The organism is Pseudomonas sp. H3_C08, assembly GCF_054669455.1.
In genome coordinates this window covers 2153218-2169434 of record NZ_CP162803.1, presented here as the reverse complement: position 1 = coordinate 2169434, position 16217 = coordinate 2153218, and the positions used below count along the sequence as shown (strand labels likewise).

The 16217-nt window shown below is 60.5% G+C and carries 17 protein-coding genes; 11 read left to right on the top strand and 6 right to left on the bottom strand.

The annotated features are described in order from the left end of the window. Nucleotides 1-128 precede the first annotated feature (128 nt). On the bottom strand, nt 129-1511 hold the full coding sequence (locus AB4N74_RS10000; protein ID WP_460099796.1) for an aspartate aminotransferase family protein: 1383 nt from the start codon (nt 1509-1511) through the stop codon (nt 129-131). A gap of 157 nt (nt 1512-1668) precedes the next feature. On the opposite strand from AB4N74_RS10000, the gene AB4N74_RS09995 reads away from it, so the two are divergent. The 4 genes from AB4N74_RS09995 to AB4N74_RS09980 all read left to right on the top strand — a co-directional run bounded on the left by AB4N74_RS09995 (nt 1669) and on the right by AB4N74_RS09980 (nt 4946). Next, a complete protein-coding gene (locus tag AB4N74_RS09995) occupies nt 1669-2274 on the top strand; it encodes a TetR/AcrR family transcriptional regulator (protein ID WP_093431406.1) in 606 nt (201 codons plus the stop codon). Nucleotides 2275-2347: 73 nt separating this feature from the next. Beyond that, nucleotides 2348-3463 carry an AI-2E family transporter gene (locus AB4N74_RS09990; protein WP_093431408.1) on the top strand — a complete coding sequence of 372 codons (1116 nt, stop codon included), beginning with the start codon at nt 2348-2350 and terminating at the stop codon, nt 3461-3463. A 108-nt stretch (nt 3464-3571) separates the two neighbouring features. Next, on the top strand, nt 3572-4360 hold the full coding sequence (locus tag AB4N74_RS09985; RefSeq protein ID WP_460099793.1) for a DUF2092 domain-containing protein: 789 nt from the start codon (nt 3572-3574) through the stop codon (nt 4358-4360). A 1-nt stretch (nt 4361) separates the two neighbouring features. Beyond that, entirely contained in the window at nt 4362-4946 is a 585-nt protein-coding gene (locus AB4N74_RS09980; protein WP_460090969.1) for a hypothetical protein, read from the top strand. On the opposite strand, the gene AB4N74_RS09975 is transcribed toward AB4N74_RS09980, so the two are convergent. Further along, on the bottom strand, nt 4947-5540 hold the full coding sequence (locus AB4N74_RS09975; protein WP_460099790.1) for a DUF502 domain-containing protein: 594 nt from the start codon (nt 5538-5540) through the stop codon (nt 4947-4949). Nucleotides 5541-5664: 124 nt separating this feature from the next. On the opposite strand from AB4N74_RS09975, the gene AB4N74_RS09970 reads away from it, so the two are divergent. Beyond that, nucleotides 5665-6282 (top strand): nucleotidyltransferase domain-containing protein, encoded by a 618-nt coding sequence (locus AB4N74_RS09970; protein WP_099759201.1) that lies wholly within the window; start codon nt 5665-5667, stop codon nt 6280-6282. On the opposite strand, the gene AB4N74_RS09965 is transcribed toward AB4N74_RS09970, so the two are convergent. Beyond that, nucleotides 6283-6945, bottom strand: a complete 663-nt coding sequence (locus tag AB4N74_RS09965; protein WP_371748243.1) for an NADPH-dependent F420 reductase — start codon at nt 6943-6945, stop codon at nt 6283-6285. A gap of 99 nt (nt 6946-7044) precedes the next feature. On the opposite strand from AB4N74_RS09965, the gene AB4N74_RS09960 reads away from it, so the two are divergent. Beyond that, complete coding sequence (locus AB4N74_RS09960; RefSeq protein WP_460099786.1) at nt 7045-7932, top strand: LysR family transcriptional regulator; 888 nt, start codon at nt 7045-7047, stop codon at nt 7930-7932. 31 nt (nt 7933-7963) lie between these two features. On the opposite strand, the gene proP is transcribed toward AB4N74_RS09960, so the two are convergent. The 3 genes from proP to AB4N74_RS09945 form a co-directional block, all read right to left on the bottom strand. After that, nucleotides 7964-9466, bottom strand: coding sequence for a glycine betaine/L-proline transporter ProP (proP, locus tag AB4N74_RS09955; RefSeq protein ID WP_460099783.1), 1503 nt, complete (start codon nt 9464-9466; stop codon nt 7964-7966). 247 nt (nt 9467-9713) lie between these two features. Continuing rightward, entirely contained in the window at nt 9714-10373 is a 660-nt protein-coding gene (locus tag AB4N74_RS09950) for a DUF3313 domain-containing protein (protein ID WP_093431430.1), read from the bottom strand. Further along, entirely contained in the window at nt 10373-10690 is a 318-nt protein-coding gene (locus AB4N74_RS09945) for a hypothetical protein (RefSeq protein ID WP_093431433.1), read from the bottom strand. Before AB4N74_RS09945 ends, AB4N74_RS09950 begins: the two co-directional genes overlap by 1 nt. A gap of 162 nt (nt 10691-10852) precedes the next feature. Here AB4N74_RS09945 and AB4N74_RS09940 point away from each other — a divergent pair, with 162 nt between their 5' ends. Genes AB4N74_RS09940 through AB4N74_RS09920 form a run of 5 tightly spaced genes read left to right on the top strand, consistent with a single transcriptional unit; the run spans nt 10853 to nt 16170 of the window. Next, nucleotides 10853-11560, top strand: a complete 708-nt coding sequence (locus AB4N74_RS09940; protein WP_460099780.1) for a response regulator — start codon at nt 10853-10855, stop codon at nt 11558-11560. Next, on the top strand, nt 11557-12885 hold the full coding sequence (locus AB4N74_RS09935) for an ATP-binding protein (RefSeq protein ID WP_460099776.1): 1329 nt from the start codon (nt 11557-11559) through the stop codon (nt 12883-12885). Before AB4N74_RS09940 ends, AB4N74_RS09935 begins: the two co-directional genes overlap by 4 nt. A 56-nt stretch (nt 12886-12941) precedes the next feature. Beyond that, a complete protein-coding gene (locus tag AB4N74_RS09930) occupies nt 12942-14231 on the top strand; it encodes an NAD(P)/FAD-dependent oxidoreductase (RefSeq protein WP_460099773.1) in 1290 nt (429 codons plus the stop codon). A 13-nt stretch (nt 14232-14244) separates the two neighbouring features. Continuing rightward, nucleotides 14245-14802, top strand: coding sequence for a helix-turn-helix domain-containing protein (locus AB4N74_RS09925; protein ID WP_093431445.1), 558 nt, complete (start codon nt 14245-14247; stop codon nt 14800-14802). Nucleotides 14803-14823: 21 nt separating this feature from the next. After that, a complete protein-coding gene (locus tag AB4N74_RS09920; RefSeq protein ID WP_257355161.1) occupies nt 14824-16170 on the top strand; it encodes a glutamine synthetase family protein in 1347 nt (448 codons plus the stop codon). Nucleotides 16171-16217 lie beyond the last annotated feature (47 nt).

The following is a 16217-nucleotide window of genomic DNA, read 5'->3' as shown; positions in this document are numbered from 1 at the left end:
AGCAAGCTCGCTCCCACAGGGAATGCATTTCAAATTTGCAGCCAAAGAGCCAAGTGGAATGCATTCCAAATGTGGGAGCGAGCTTGCTCGCGAAGGCGTCAGCCCGGCCAACCCATCATTTCAGCCGATCACAAAACGCCGTACTCCCGCGCCGTCCGATCCACCGCAATCCGCGTCTTGTCGATCAACTCATCCAGCTCCGCGCGCGTGGCCACCAGCGCCGGGGCCATGATCATCCGCCCCAACGTCGAACGAATGATCAAGCCTTCCTCAAAGCCAATCGTGCGGCAACGCCAGGCGATATCGTTTTCATTGGCAAAACGCTTGCGCGTCGCTTTGTCCTCAGCAAACTGCAACGCAGCCACCAAACCAACCCCCTGAATCTCACCCACCAACGGATGACTGCCGAACACCTCGCGCAGGCAATTCTGCAGATACGGCCCGGTGTCGGTTTTCACCTGATTCACTACGCCCTCATCGCGCAAGGCCTTGAGGTTGGCAATCGCCACGGCAGCCGCGACCGGGTGCCCGGAATAGGTCAGGCCGTGGGCAAATACGCCACCTTTCTCGACCAATGCTTCAGCCATGCGCCGCGACAGAATCAAGCCACCCATAGGGATGTAACCCGAGGTCAGGCCCTTGGCGATCGACAGCGTGTCGGGCTCAAAACCAAATGCCTGATGCGCGAACCATTCACCGGTGCGGCCAAAACCGCCAATCACTTCATCCGCACACAACAACACATCGTATTGACGGCAGATACGCTGGATTTCCGGCCAGTACGTCGCCGGCGGAATGATCATCCCTCCCGCACCCTGAAACGGTTCGGCGACGAACGCGGCGACCTTGTCGGCGCCTAGCTCAAGAATCTTGTCTTCCAGTTGCCGCGCCGCTTGCAGGCCAAACTCTTCCGGGCTGAGGTCGCCTTCATGGGCGAACCAGTACGGCTCATCAATGTGCGCGACATCGGGAATGGTCCCGCCCATCTCATGCATGAATTTCATCCCGCCCAACGCCGTCGCGGCCAGGGTCGAGCCGTGGTAGCCGTTCCAGCGGCCGATCATGATTTTCTTCTCGGGCTTGCCCATGACCTGCCAGAACTTGCGCACGGTACGGATCAGCACTTCGTTGGCTTCGGAGCCGGAGTTGGTGTAGATCGCGTGGCTGTAGTGCTTGGGCAGCAGGCTGAAGAGCAGTTCGGACAGCTCGATCACCGCCGGGTGAGTGGTGTGGAAGAACATGTTGTAGTAGGGCAGTTGTTCCAGCTGTGCGGTCGCCGCGGCGGCGAGATCCTTGCGCCCGTAACCGAGGTTGGTGCACCACAGACCCGACATGCCATCCAGATAGCGATTGCCGTCGTTGTCCCACAACGCCAGCCGATCGCCGCTGACCATTACTCGCGGGCCTTCCTCGTTGAGGGCCTTTTGATCAACGAACGCATGGATGTGGTGCGCAGCGTCGGCGGCTTGGTAATCGCGGGTACTGCGGGTCGAATCGAATTCGGCGGACATGGCGGATCTCCAGAGCAAAGGGTAAGTGGGTGCGTTCGTCACAGCGCTGCACGGGGAAAGTTTTGTCATCTAAAAATATTTTTGTAAAGAAAATAATTGTGGGTAAAAAAAGATAACCGTAGGCTGACCGCCATTGGCAACGATCAACAGAGGCAACATGAGCGGACTCAGAGAACGGCAGAAGGAACAGCGCCGGCAGGTGATTGCCGAGGCGGCGCTCGAGTTGTTCAAGCGCAACGGTTTTGCGGCTACCACGCTGGACCAGATCGCCGTGCAGGCTGGGGTTTCCGCCCCCACCGTGGTCAATTATTTCGGCGGCAAGCAGGAGATTTTGCTGGCCCTGCTCAAGCAACCCGACGAGCAAGCCATGCGCGAGGCGCGGGCGAATCTCGACGATGCCAGTGATCCGCTGGAAGCGCTGTGCGAGTTCGAAGGGCTGATGACCGATTACCAGCTACAAGCGATGCCGGCCTCGCTGTGGCGCGAATTGGCGCCGTTTCTGCTGACCGGTGAGTTGGCTGAGGCGATGAGCCCGTGGAATGCCGCCGTGATCGAAGAGACCAAAGCGCTGCTTCTGCATTTTCAGCAGGCCGGCAAAGTGCGCGAATCGATCGATCTCGATGTGGTGGCGACGCTGTTCAACCAATACGCGAACATGGCGTTCATTCGCCTCGCCACGCAGGAAATCCCGGATCGGGCCGCGCACGCCTTGCACATGCGCGGGGTTTTGAATCTGTTGTGTCACGGCATGCTGGAGCGCTAAGGCTAAAAGACGATGTGCCGGAAGTGAACTAGGCTCACAGCGGTTCATCGATGGCCCACCCAGGAGCGCCGACATGGAAGACAAACCGCTGATCACGTTTCAGAGTTCCAGAGCATTGCTCGACGTGCTCATTCGCGCGGGCCTGATCACCGTTCTGGTGCTGTTCTGCTACGACATTTTCCATCCGTTTCTCAATGTCATGCTGTGGGCGCTGATCCTGGCCGTCACGCTGTATCCGCTGAATCAGGCTCTGGGCGCCAAACTCGGTAATCGCTACGGCTGGGCGGCAATCATTCTGGTGCTGCTGGGCCTGGTGATTCTGATGCTGCCGTTGAGCCTGCTGGGTGCTTCGATCGCCGATTCGATCAAGGGCAGCATGCACACGTTCGAAGCGGGGCAGTTCGAGATACCGCCGCCACCGGCCAGTGTTGAAGGCTGGCCGTTGATTGGCGCGCCGCTTTACGGCATCTGGATGCATGCGTCACAGGATCTGAGCTGGGTGTTTCAGGAACTGGCGCCACACCTCAAGGACTGGAGCAAAGTGGTGTTGCATCAAGCCGCCGGCGTCGGCGCAGGCATCGTGGTGTTTGTGATTGCCTTGATCGTTGCCGGGTTGATCATGCACCAAGGCGAGCGCGGCCACCGCACAGCGGTTGCAGTCACCACACGTATTTCCGGGCCGGTGCGCGGCCCGCAGATTGCCCAACTGTGCACGGCAACCATCCGCGCCGTGGCACAGGGTGTGGTCGGCATCGCCTTTATTCAGATGCTGCTGGTCGGCGTGGCACTGGTGGTCATGGGCGTACCGGCGGCCGGTGTTCTCGCCTTGATGGTGCTGCTGCTGGGCATCACCCAATTGCCGGTGTTGCTGATCACGCTGCCCATCGTGATTTATGTCTTCGCCGTGGACGGGGTCAGCGCCGGCACGATTATCTTTGCGGTGTGGATGGCGATTGCCGGGCTTGCCGACAACGTGCTCAAACCGATGCTGCTGGGACGCGGCGTCGCGGTGCCGATGCCAGTAGTACTGATCGGCGCGCTCGGGGGCATGGTCACCAGCGGCATTATTGGTTTGTTCACCGGGCCGGTGATTCTGGCGGTTGGCTATGAATTGTTCATCGGCTGGGTCTATCAACCGGCCGATATCACCGAGCTTCTGGAGAGCCAGCGCAAAGAAAATCTACCGTGACACTCATCCCTCTCGCTGACGCATTGGCGTACACCTCAGCGGACGTCTAGGCTGGTCAGTCAGTCGCCCTTCGGGCGCAACGCCCACGCAGGGACAGGAGCGGAACCGATGAAAGCCCCAGCCAGTATTGTCTGCCTGATGTTCACACTGGTTCTCGCGCCGGGAGTCCGCGCCGAAGACCCGCCGGCGGCGCCCCCTCCCGAGACCACCGACGACGCGCCGTTGATCAACCCGCAAGTGGTCGACAAGCTCATCGATATGGGCGATTACCTGCGCAGTCTGCCGAAATTCCAGGTCGACGCCCAAGTCTCGCGCGACACGGTTCTGGAGTCCGGGCAGAAGATCAAGACCGAGTCCGCCAACACCCTGAAAGTGGTCGGCCATGATCGCCTGTATGCGAAAAGCGAAGGCGATGTGCGCACCCGCGAGTTTTTCTATAACGGCAAAAAACTCACCCAGTATTCGCCATACCTGAAGTACTACACCACCGTCGACGCCCCGGCCACCGTGGCGGAAACCCTGCACAAGGTCGAGAACTTCTACGGTGTGCAGGTACCGATGGAGGACCTGTTTCTGTTCGGCAGTGATCAGGCGCAGATCGATGCCTTGAAAGCCGCGTTGTACGTGGGCCCGTCGGTCATCAAGGGCCAGCTCTGCGACCATTTGGCGTTTCGCCAGGAGGGCATCGACTGGCAATTGTGGCTGACCCGCTCCGACAAACCCTTGCCGTGCAAGCTGGTGATCACCACCACCGACGATAAGAGCTTCCCCGAGTACAGCGCGGTGTATCAGTGGAACCTCAAGCCGAATATCCCGGACACGCAGTTCACCTTCAAACCGGGCAAAGGCGATGTGGCGATTGCGTTCAAACAAGCCAGCGATCAGGGAGGGCAGTGACATGAACAAGTCGATGACGTGGAGTCTGTTGTTGTCGCTGGCCGCCGCCACGCTGCTGACCGCCGGTTATGTCGCCGAAGCCGATGCCCGGGGGCAACGCGCCCAGGGCCATGCCCGCGCCAACGTCAATCGCGCGCCAGCACCGAACGCGCAACGGGCGCAGCGGATCAATGCGCCGCAGCGCACCAACAATGTCAGTGCCGGTAACCGGGTCAATTCGGGCAATCGGGTCAATTCGGGTAACCGGGTCAATGCCGGCAACAACGTTGGTAACCGTACGAACGTCAACAACGGCAACCGAAACGTCAACATCGACAACAGCCGCGATGTCGATATTGATGTCGACGGCCATGGCCGTTATGGCTACGACGATCACTACCATCCGGTGGCGGCCGCAGTGGCGGTAACGGCAACCGTCGCGGCCACTGCGGCGGTGGTAGGGGCGATCTTTACCCCGGCGCAAATGCCCAGCAGTTGTGTGCAGGTGATTCAGTACAACGTCGCCTACATGCAATGCGGCTCGACCTGGTACCAGCCGCAGTATCAAGGCAGTGATGTGACGTATGTGGTGGTCAATGCGCCTTGATCAGGCTTTCGGCACCCACGCTTGCATCTGCGCCAACATGCCACGGCCGCCTCGGCGTAACCCGGTGGCGAGGGTCAGCCACGACAGCTCAGTAACGATGACCTGTGCGGCCGGCACCAGTCGCACTTCACCGGCAGTACTGCCCGCCGGGCCACCGTCCGGCATGAAAATCGTCAGCCAGTCATCCACGCTTTCGACGATCAGGCACAGGCGAAAGCCTTCGCCCTCGGCAATCAGGCCGACCTTGGAACCGTCCTCGTTTTCCAGTCCGGCGAACCGCGCCGTGGTGTCTTTGAACAACTGGTAACCCGGCAGGTTGCTGAGCAGCTTGTTTTCCGTGGCCTCCAGCGCCCGCGCCGCCGCAGACGTGCGTGCCAGCAGCCCGGCGAGAAAACACAGGACGATCAGGCCCAGCAACGCCGCCAGACTCACCAGCGCCACGCCCGCCACGTCATAGCCCTTGAACATCGGCAATAACTTTTCTACCGGCCCGCGCAGCAGGTGGATGGCTTTTTCGATCAGCACGACAATCAGCACCAGCGGCAGGATGAACAGCAGCCCGCCGATCACGGTGGTCTTGATGAACTTGAACATGACGGCTCCTTGAATGACGTGCGATCCGTTTCAAGGCTAGCTGATAAAAATCTTGAGCCGGGTGGTGAAAGCGGTTCGAATGGCGCACTCCCGTTATCCATCAATAGAACAACGAGCCTGAGACATGACAACAGCCCGGCCGTTGGTGCCCGATCAAGAGCAATGGCAACCCTGGACACCTGACGAATTGGCCCGACGTCTGAGCGCGGTAAACCGCCCGTGGTGTGTGGTCGGCGGCTGGGCGCTGGACTTGTGGCACGGGCGGCAAACCCGGACTCACAGTGATCTGGAGTTCACGGTGTTGCGGGCGGATTTTGCGTGTTTTCGTCAGGCGCTGAGCGATCTCGACTTCTACGCGGTGAAGGACGGTACGTTCCAGGTTTTGTCAGCGATTTGCTTGCCCGCTGCAGATATTTTTCAGGTCTGGGGATACGACCGCGCCGCGCAGGCTTGGCGCGTGGATGTGATGATCGAACCGGGCACGCCGGACACCTGGGTTTATAAACGCGATCCGTCGATCGTCTGTTCACGCGCCGACATGGTGATGCGCAGCACGGCCGGCATTCCGTATCTGCGACCTGCTGCCGTTCTCTTGTTCAAAGCCAAGCACACGCGCGCCAAAGACCGCAGCGATTTCGCCATGGCTTTACCGCGGATGTCGGTGCAGGAGCGCGTGTGGCTGGTTCGACATTTGACGCTGTTGCACCCGAAGCACGACTGGCTGGACGCTGTTCAGGCTTGATCAGCGCCGCCAACTGCCCAAGGGTAACTCGACCTCGCGCTCGGCTGCAGCCAACGCCTTTTCCAGCCCGGACTTGTCCAGCGGCGCGCAGTAAGCCGGTTTCGCCCGCTCGAATCGCCAGCTCTCATCGAGGCCTCCGGCGTCGACCGCATCGAAGCCGAGTTCGTCCAGCAAACCCACGACCAATGCCTTGGCGTCAGCGTCATCTGCGGCGACGGGCAGGGCGCGCCGCTCGCTGGAATCATGCGGGCGGCCATCCGTAAGCAAGTCCGCGGCGAGGATGGCATTGAACACCTTGACCACCGTGGCACCGCGCAAATGCTCTGCGAGCAAGCGGCTGGTGGTGCTCTGGAACGTGTCGAGCGCGGCGATGTGGCCGTCGCGATCCGGGTAATAGTTGTTGGCGTCGAGCACGGTTTTCCCTTCGAACCAGGCTGGCGGCAGGCTCGGGATGTGTTCGTAGGGGATGGCCAGCAACACCACGTCGGCAAACTGTGTGGCCTGTTCGGCCGTGCCGATCTGGCAGCCGGTGATGCCGGCGAGCACGCTGCTCATGGTCTTCGGGCCGCGTGAGTTACTGAGCATTACTTCGTGCCCGGCGGCGAGGACGATTTGCGCGACGGCGCGCCCGATGAATCCGGCTCCAACGATTCCAATGCGCATGGTGTGTTCCTCTGTCAGGTGGGGAGCCACTATGATGATTCCTGCCCAGATGCAGATAAATTGCACTCTGTTACTTACTTTCGCTAACAGGAGTTTCGAATGGATCGGTTGACCAGCATGGCGGCTTTCGTGATGGCGGCTGAAGCGGGCTCGTACGCCAGCGCTGCGCAACGCCTCGACATGTCGGCGCAAATGGTCGCCAAATACGTGGCCGCCCTTGAACAGCGGCTGGGTGCGCGGTTGCTCAATCGCACCACGCGCCGGCAGAGCCTGACCGAACTGGGCCAGGCCTACTACGAGCGCTGCAAGCACATCGTCACTGAGGCAGAGGCCGCTGATTCGCTGGCGCAGATCATGAATGACACGCCGCGCGGCAAGCTCAGGATCAGCGCGCCGGTAACCTTCGGTTCGTACAGCTTGATGCCGTTCATGACCGCGTTCTTGCGCGAATTCCCTGAAGTGGAAATTGATCTGCACCTGACCGACCGTGCGGTGGATCTGGTGGAGGAGGGGTTTGAGGTGGCTTTCCGGATCGGCCCGTTGGCCACGGCTAGCCTCACCGCCAGGCCCTTGGCCGCGTATCGCTTGATTGTCTGCGCGGCGCCACGCTATCTGGCGGAACACGGCACACCGCAAGTGCCCGCCGATCTGCAACAACATGAGTGCCTGGGTTATGCCTATTGGTCACGGCCTGCCGATCACGAGTGGTCGTTTTTCAACGGTGCGCAGGTCGAGCGCGTGCCGGTGAGCAGTCGCTTGCACGTCAACGAGAGCAAGGCGTTGTTGTCAGCGGCGGTGGATGGTTTCGGGATTGTGCTGGGGCCTGCCGACTTTCTTGAACCGGCATTGCGCAGAGGCGAGTTGGTGAGGTTGTTGGAGGGGTTTGAGGCGCCGAGCAGAGCGATGCATCTGCTGTACACGGCGCATCGGCAGAAGACCGCGAAAGTGCGCCAGTTCATCGATGCCGCGGTCAGCCGATTTGGCTGACCGGGCGATTTGGATGAGTGAATAAAGCGACTCAGTTAATTCGCGGATGCTGCTGCACCAGCTCCTTGCGCTTGGCTTCCAGCGCAGCGATTTCGGCGTCGATGTCTTCGATCCTCTGCTCGATGTTGTCGTGGTGCTCTTGCAGCAGTTCCTTGGCTTCCTCGAGGTCCGAGGCTGCCGGCGCGGCACCGCGCAATGGCTTGTTCGCGGTTTCCTTCATGGTCACCCCGGTGGCCAGACCGATCACGGCGATGACCATCAGGTAATACGCCGGCATGTACAGATTATTGGTGCTCTCGACCAGCCACGCGACCACGGTCGGAGTCAGGCCGGCAATCAATACCGAGACGTTGAAAGCAGCCGCCAGCGCGCTGTAGCGAATGTGCGTGGGAAACATCGCCGGCAGGGTCGAGGCCATGACGCCGATAAAGAAGTTCAGCAGCACGGCCAGCATCAGCAGACCGGCGAAGATCAAACCGATCTTGCCGCTGTTGATCAGCATGAACGCCGGGATCGCCAGAATGAACAAGCCGATGCTGCCAACCACGATGAAAGGCTTGCGGCCGATCTTGTCGCTGATGAAGCCAATCGCCGGTTGTACGAAGAGCATGCCGACCATGATCGCGATGATGATCAACACGCCACGGTTTTCGCTGTAGTGCAGATTGTGCGAGAGGTAACTCGGCATATAGGTGAGCAGCATGTAGTAGGTGACGTTGGTCACCGCCACCACGCCAATGCAGGTCATCAGGCTGCGCCAGTGTTTGGTCGCGACCTCCTTGAACGAGACTTTCGGGCCACCGGCGAGGCCTTCACGATCGCCTTGCTCAAGCTTTTCGACGTGCTGCTGGAACGCCGGGGTTTCTTCCAGGGCGTGGCGCAAGTAGAGACCGATCATGCCCAGCGGCAGGGCGAGGAAGAACGGCAGACGCCAGCCCCATTCCTCGAACTTGGCTTCGCCCAGCGTCGTCGAGATCAACACCACCACACCAGCACCGAGGACAAAACCGGCAATCGAACCGAAATCCAGCCAACTGCCGAGGAAGCCACGCTTGCGGTCCGGCGCGTATTCGGCGACGAAGATCGACGCGCCGGTGTATTCACCGCCCACCGAGAAGCCTTGGGCCATTTTCGCCAGCAACAGCAGGATCGGCGCCCAGATGCCAATCGAGGCATAGGACGGAATCAGGCCGATGGCAAAGGTGCTGAGCGACATGATCACGATGGTCGCGGCGAGGACTTTCTGTCGTCCGTACTTGTCGCCCAAAGCGCCAAAGAACAAGCCGCCCAAAGGCCGGATCAGGAAGGGCACGGAGAACGTCGCCAGCGCGGCGATCATCTGCGTACCGGGATCGGCGCCGGGGAAGAACACTTTGCCGAGCACATAGGCGACGAAGCCGTAAACACCAAAGTCGAACCATTCCATGGCATTGCCCAGGGCGGCAGCGGTAATCGCTTTGCGCATCTTGGCGTCGTCGACAATGGTGATGTCGTTCAGGCCGATCGGCTTGACGGTTTTCTTGCGTGATTTCATCCGGGTCTTCTCTTTGCTGATCCATCGTGCCGCGTAGATGCCATCTTTTTGATGGCGCGTACTCTTTGGCTCAGATACATGAGGACACGAAATAATTCACTGCCCGGCGCTTTTTTTCCTGGCACACCTGTGTAGGAGTTGCCGAAGGCTGCGATTGATCGTTCCCACGCTCTGCGTGGGAATGCAGCCGGGGACGCTCCGCGTCCCAACAAGATCGCAGCCTTCGGCAGCTACAGGGGATATGTGTTTACCGGCGGATGGCCGTATACGATTGCCGCAGGTCGCTGGCCCAGCCATCCAGCACCACTTTGATGTCGTCGGCGGTCAACACCTGCTTGTCGTTCTCCAATGGCACGCCGGTGCCTTTGCGCACCACTTCGGCAATCACTTCGCCGGTCGAACCGTCCTCGAACGAAACCTCGGTGGCGACCTGACTGTCCTGATCGCGGATGCCGGTCGCCGTGCTCACACCGGCAGCGACGAGGGTGACGGGCAGCCACTCATAAAAGCGCAAACCCTGAGTGCTGGTCGCCACTTGGGTGATGGCGGGGCGCACCACCAACGTGTTCGGCCCCGGTTGGTTGACCAGATGCATCACCTTGCCTAATTCCAGTCGCAGCGCCGCATCGTAGTAGTCAGTGACCCCGGACAGCGTGCTCAGCGGAATCCGCGACGTCGGCTCGGCACTCGGGTAAAACTGGCTTGGCGCCAGGTAAACCTGGGTATATCGGCCCCGGGCGAGTGCCGGGCTGACCCACGCCAGCACCGGCTGACCGGACGGCGACTGGCGCTCGGCCAAGACGCTGTAGTCATGCAGAAAACCGCTGTGTTCGACCTTGTTACTGCTGCAGGCGGACAGGCTCAGGGTGGTGGCGAGGGCCAGCGACAGCGAATGCGTGCGGGTCATTAACGGGTTTCCTTGTGAGGTTGCGTGGCGATGCTGTCCGAGCATTCGATGTGCAACTGGCCGTGGCTCATGATCCATTGGATCAGGTCGGCGGCAGCGATGCTGTGGACGTATTCGACCCAGTGCGCATTGGTCGGGCTGAACTGCTCGAAGTAGCGGCGCAGGACGATGCGGCTCTGATCGCTGGAAACGCTCAGGCACGACTCCTGAAACACAATCGGCGTATCAGGGCCGAGCGCGGCAGTGCGCTGGCTGAGGATCAAGGGACGATTGCTGTTGTGCCCCTCGGCGCAATGGTTGTCGTTCAATAGCTTCATGCGAACCCCCTGGATTGGAATGGCCGCAGAATGCCCGCGCGGTTTTGCCAGAGAATGTCCGCTTGATGTCTGGCGCGTAGAAATGTTGCTCGATTGAAATAAATGACCCGGGCGGCGAAATGGCTTTAGATTGGCGTTTTTTCGCCGCATGGATCTGTAACTGTGAGCAGACTGCTGTTCGTCGACGACGACGTGGAAATTCTCGCGCTGCTGAAGAAATTCTTCGTGCAGCACGCCTATGAAGTCGACGTCGCGTCGCATGGCGAGGCCATGTGGGCGGCGATCGCGCAGAACCGTCCGGACACGATCATTCTTGATCTGATGATGCCCGGCGAAAGCGGTTTGAGCCTGTGCCAGAAGGTGCATACGCAACTGGGCATTCCGATCATCATGCTCACTGCCATGGCCGAACTGAGTGATCGCATTGTCGGGCTGGAACTGGGCGCGGACGATTACCTGACCAAGCCGTTCGCCCCGCAGGAACTGCTCGCGCGGGTGCGCGCCTTGCAGCGTCGTGCCAGTGAACAGCGGCATCCGGTTGAGCCATCACGCCCGGTGATCGGCTTCGCCGGTTGGCATCTGGACATCACCTGCCGCGAATTGCGCTCGCCGGAAAACGTGATGATTCCGTTATCCGGCGGCGAGTTCGATTTGCTCGTGGTGTTCCTCGATCATCCGCAACGCATTCTGACCCGCGAACAGTTGATCGACCTGACTCACGGCCATGGCCATGACGCTTTCGACCGCAGCATCGATGTGCAAGTCAGTCGCCTGCGGCGCAAGATCGAGCCGGACAGCAAGCGCCCGGACCTGATCCGTACCGTGCGCAACGGCGGATATCTGTTCACCGCCAAGGTCAGCCGCTCGTGATTCGCCGACTGTGGCGTGGCGACACCCTGCGCCGGCGCATCGCCCTGACGATCATTGCGGCGATGGTCGCGTCGCTGGCGTTGAATGCCCTGTTCGTGCAAGTCGCCGGGATCTGGGCACGGCCGCCGATTGAACGCACCGGCCTGCTCGAGCAGATTGCCGCGACCTCGCGGGTGATCGAAGCCGCCCCGGCCAACCTGCGCCCGCAACTGGCCGCAGCGGCGAGCAGCGCCATGCTGCAAGTGGCGTGGAAAGCACAGCGCGCCGACTTCGATCTGCCCAATGACGGCCTTCGCCTGCCAGCGAGCCGGGTGCCGGTGCTGCAGCAACTGCTGGGCAATGATCGAAAAATCGAGGTGTTCAGCCCGGGCGACTGGCCGAAAGGCAGTGCCCAGGCGCATTACGCCGCCGTCGTGCAATTGGTCGATGGCAGCTGGTTGTCATTTATCCCGCCGGAGCGCAGTTGGGGTCTGGAATTTGGCGTGCGTATCGTGATCGTCATCGCGTTGGGACTGATTGCCACATTGCTCGTCGCCTGGGTCGCCACCCGGCAACTGGCCAATCCATTGCAGCGCTTCACGCGTGCCGCCAGAAGATTTGGCACCGACCTGCGCGCACCGCCGATCAAGCTCGAAGGCCCCGACGAAATCCGTCAAGCGATCATCGCTTTCAACACCATGCAGGCGCAGATCCAGCATTTCATTGCCGAGCGTACGCACATGCTGGCGTCGATCTCCCACGATTTACGTGCGCCGCTGACACGCATGCGTTTGCGCAGTGAGTTCATGGAAGACGTCGATCATCAGGGCAAACTGATTCGCGACGTTGAAGAGATGCAGTCGATGATCAACGCCGCGCTGGCGTTCTTCCGCGAAGACACCCACCGCGAGCAGACCACAGCATTTGATCTGTCGGAGCTGCTGCAAACCATCGTCGACGATTACCGTGATCAGCAGATCAATGTCGACTTCGGCGGCCCGGCGCATCTGGTGTACGAAGGTCGCCCGCTGGGGATCAAGCGGGTGATCGTCAATCTGCTGGAGAATGCGCTGAAGTATGCGCAGCGTCCGGTCATTGCGTTGAAGCGTGACGAGTATTCGATTCGCATCGAGGTCAGCGACGAAGGCCCCGGCATTCCCGAGGTGGCGTTGGAGCAGGTCTTCGATCCGTTCTTTCGGCTGGAGACTTCACGCAATCGTGACACCGGCGGTGTGGGTCTGGGTCTTTCCGCAGCGCGAGCCATCGTCCGTGAGCAGGGCGGTGAATTGACGCTGAGCAATCGCAAGAGCGGAGGGTTGATCGCGAAGGTCGAGTTGCCTGTGTGAAATTTCTTCTGTAGATTTTCATGAAATTACAAGAAACAAATTTCATGGGGTCGTGAATGTTTCAGCAATCCAGCCAGCACGTCGACAGCTATTACGCCCACAGTTGCGCCGATATTCTGCGTGATCGAGTGGTGCTGGAAGGCGAACATGACGCCGACGTGGTGGTCATCGGCGCCGGTTTCAGTGGCCTGCACACCGCGTTGCGTCTGGCCTTGGCGGGTAAACGCGTGATCGTGCTGGAGGCCAGTCGCGTGGCGTGGGCGGCCTCGGGGCGTAATGGCGGGCAGGCGATTCTCGGTTGGTCGTGCGATATGCCGCCGCTGGAAGCCGCGCTCGGTTATGAGCGGGCCAGACGGCTTTGGGATGGTATGCGCTGGGCTGCCGACGAACTGCGCGAATTGCCCGGCCGCCATGGTTTCGATTGCGACTATCGCCCCGGGCATTTGTGGACGTCGGTGATGCCACGGCGGGTCAGCTTGCTCAGCGAATGGCAACACGAGGCCAGCCATAAGTGGGGCCATGATGGGTTGCAGTTCATTCCTCGTGATCAATTGCCGGAATGGGTGGCCACCGATCGCTATCAGGCCGGGCTTTACGATCCTGAGGGCGCACACCTCAATCCTCTGAAACTGGCCTTGGGCCTGGCGGCCGCCATCGAGCGGGCCGGCGGGCGTATTCATGAACAAAGCAAGGCGCTGAGTTATCAGGAGCAGGGCGACGGCTTTCGGGTCAACACCGAGCGCGGTTTGGTGCGCGCCGATGTGCTGGTGTTGGCCTGCAATGCCTACCTCGATGAACTCGACCCGCAACTGTCCAGTTGCATTCTGCCGGTGGGCACTTATCAGGTCGCCACCGCACCGCTCACCGCTGAGCAGGCCAGCGCGCTGTTGCCGCACAACGTTTGCGTGACCGACAACCAGTTCGTCCTCGATTACTTCCGCCGCACACCGGACAACCGCTTGTTGTTCGGCGGCGGCTGCACTTACCTGGGCGGTATGCCCAAGGACATCGCGGCGGCAACGCGGCCATTTCTTGAGCGAGTGTTCCCACAGCTCCAGGGTGTCGGCATCGAGTTTGCCTGGGGCGGGCATATCGACCTGACGATCAACCGCACGCCGGACGTTGGCGGCGAGGGTAACCGTTATTGGCTGCAAGGCTACTCGGGGCACGGCGTCCTGCCGACATTGGCTGCCGCACGTGCGGTGTCCCATGCGATCCTCGGCGATAGTGATGAATTGGCGTTGTACCAGGGCCTGAGCAATGGCCGTTTTCCCGGTGGCAAACATTTCGCGGCACCGCTGGAAGCCATCGGCAAGGCCTGGTATCGACTGCGCGACAGCATTTGATGAGACTTTGACCATGAACAAGCAAGAAGAAATCGCCGCGCTGGCGATCCTCATCCACGACCTGCGCAAGCACAAGAAATGGACCCTCAAGGAACTGGCCGACAAGATCGGCCGTTCGGTCGGCTTCCTGTCGCAGGTCGAGCGCGGTTTGTCGCGGCCTACCGTGGCGGACCTGACTGCGATCAGCGAAACCTTCGGCGTGCCGACCACGTATTTCTACAGCCTGCCCAAGCCCAAGGAATTGCCGTGGGTGACGCGCCCGGACGAGCGTCGCACGCTGTATTACGCCAATGGCATCACCGACATTCTGGTATCGCCGCAGATGCGCGCCTCGTTCTCCATGCTCGAAAGTCATCTCGAAGCCGGCGCCAGCAGCGGCGATCGCCATCTGACCGACAGCTCGGAGCAGGGCGGTTACGTCCTCGAAGGCGAACTGACGTTGTGGCTGGGCGACGATGAAGAGCCGGCTACGTTGAAGGCCGGCGACAGCTTTCAGTTCGACAGTCATACCCGCTGCCGCTACGGCAACCTCACCGAGCAGCTCACCCGCGTGCTCTGGGTCTACACCTGATAACCATAAAGGATGAACACGATGGACGCTGTCTGCGCTGACCTGCTCGCCGAAGTACGGGCGTTTCGCCAACGCTACCCCGAGGTGCGTTATGTCGACCTGATTTGCCTGGACATCCCGGGGCATTTTTACGGCAAGCGTTATCCGGTAGACATGCTCGAAAAAGTCGCCGCCGGCAGCGTACTGAAGCTGCCGCAGAATTGCGTACTGTTGGGCGTGCAGGGTGGCTTGTTTCCGATCGGCGATTACTGCTTCAACGACGGCGACCCGGATGCCGTGCGCCGTCTGGTGCCGGGCACACTGAAACCGGTGACATGGGAAGCGCAGCCGCTGGGGCAGATGCTGATCACTTCCGACGGCACTGAAAAGCCGATCGAATTCGAACCCCGTGAAGTGCTCGCACAGGTGCTTAAGCGTCTGGCGCGCAAAGGCATTCACCCGGTGGTGGCCTTTGAGCTGGAGTTCTACCTGTTCGATAAAAAGCTGCGCGACGGTCTGCCGCAATTCCCCCGCGACGACCTGACTGACGACGCCGATGATCAACCGAACCTGCACATCGAACGTCTTTCACGCTTCGCGCCGGTGCTGGATGAAATGGTCGAAGCGACGCGGGCGCAGGGCATCGACGCCACGGTGATTACCGCTGAACTCGGCCCCGGACAGTTTGAAATCAACTTCGGCCATCTCGACGATGGCCTGCGTGCGGCCGATTGGGCGGCGTTGTTCTGCCGCAGCACGCGCGGTGTGGCGCTCAAGCATGGTTATCGCGCCAGTTTCATGGCCAAGCCGTACTTGCAGCATCCGGGCAGCGGTATGCATGTGCATGTCAGTTTGTACGACGCAGCCGGCAATAATCTGTTGGCGGCCAATGAGCAGCAGCCGCTACGCCATGCAGTCGCGGGGTGCCTGGAATTACTGCCGCACAGCATGCCGATCTTCGCGCCGAACCAGAACTCGATGCGCCGATTGGGCGGCACGGTGAACACCGCGACCAAGGCCAGTTGGGGTTTTGAGGATCGTGATGCGTGTCTGCGGATTCCCGAGTCGGACGCGAAGAATTTGCGGGTTGAATATCGCTTGGCGGGCGCGGACGCCAATCCGTATCTGGTGCTGGCGGCGATACTGGTGGGGCTGGAGCACGGGCTGGAATCGGCTAAAGAACCGATCGCACCGCTGAATGAAGACCGCAGCAGCGGGATTGATTTCCCCAAGGAGATGTTCGAGGCAGTGCGTGCGATGCAGCATCAGCCGCAGTTGCGGGAAGGGTTGGGCGCGGAGTTTGTGGATGTGTATTGCGAGAATAAACGCCAGGATCATTTGGCGTTTATGCAGGAGATCAGTGCGCGGGAGTATCGCTGGTATTTGTGAGTGACGGGAACGTCAACCAGTGGCGACGTTGCACTATCAGTCGATCG

Coding starts and splice junctions, on each gene's coding strand:
- AB4N74_RS09945 (WP_093431433.1), bottom strand. CDS start 10,690: ATGAAGCTATTGAACGACAACCATTGCGCCGAGGGGCACAACAGCAAT.
- AB4N74_RS09995 (WP_093431406.1), top strand. CDS start 1,669: ATGAGCGGACTCAGAGAACGGCAGAAGGAACAGCGCCGGCAGGTGATT.
- AB4N74_RS10000 (WP_460099796.1), bottom strand. CDS start 1,511: ATGTCCGCCGAATTCGATTCGACCCGCAGTACCCGCGATTACCAAGCC.
- AB4N74_RS09990 (WP_093431408.1), top strand. CDS start 2,348: ATGGAAGACAAACCGCTGATCACGTTTCAGAGTTCCAGAGCATTGCTC.
- AB4N74_RS09965 (WP_371748243.1), bottom strand. CDS start 6,945: ATGCGCATTGGAATCGTTGGAGCCGGATTCATCGGGCGCGCCGTCGCG.
- proP (WP_460099783.1), bottom strand. CDS start 9,466: ATGAAATCACGCAAGAAAACCGTCAAGCCGATCGGCCTGAACGACATC.
- AB4N74_RS09930 (WP_460099773.1), top strand. CDS start 12,942: ATGTTTCAGCAATCCAGCCAGCACGTCGACAGCTATTACGCCCACAGT.
- AB4N74_RS09920 (WP_257355161.1), top strand. CDS start 14,824: ATGGACGCTGTCTGCGCTGACCTGCTCGCCGAAGTACGGGCGTTTCGC.
- AB4N74_RS09980 (WP_460090969.1), top strand. CDS start 4,362: ATGAACAAGTCGATGACGTGGAGTCTGTTGTTGTCGCTGGCCGCCGCC.
- AB4N74_RS09950 (WP_093431430.1), bottom strand. CDS start 10,373: ATGACCCGCACGCATTCGCTGTCGCTGGCCCTCGCCACCACCCTGAGC.
- AB4N74_RS09975 (WP_460099790.1), bottom strand. CDS start 5,540: ATGTTCAAGTTCATCAAGACCACCGTGATCGGCGGGCTGCTGTTCATC.
- AB4N74_RS09970 (WP_099759201.1), top strand. CDS start 5,665: ATGACAACAGCCCGGCCGTTGGTGCCCGATCAAGAGCAATGGCAACCC.
- AB4N74_RS09925 (WP_093431445.1), top strand. CDS start 14,245: ATGAACAAGCAAGAAGAAATCGCCGCGCTGGCGATCCTCATCCACGAC.
- AB4N74_RS09960 (WP_460099786.1), top strand. CDS start 7,045: ATGGATCGGTTGACCAGCATGGCGGCTTTCGTGATGGCGGCTGAAGCG.
- AB4N74_RS09985 (WP_460099793.1), top strand. CDS start 3,572: ATGAAAGCCCCAGCCAGTATTGTCTGCCTGATGTTCACACTGGTTCTC.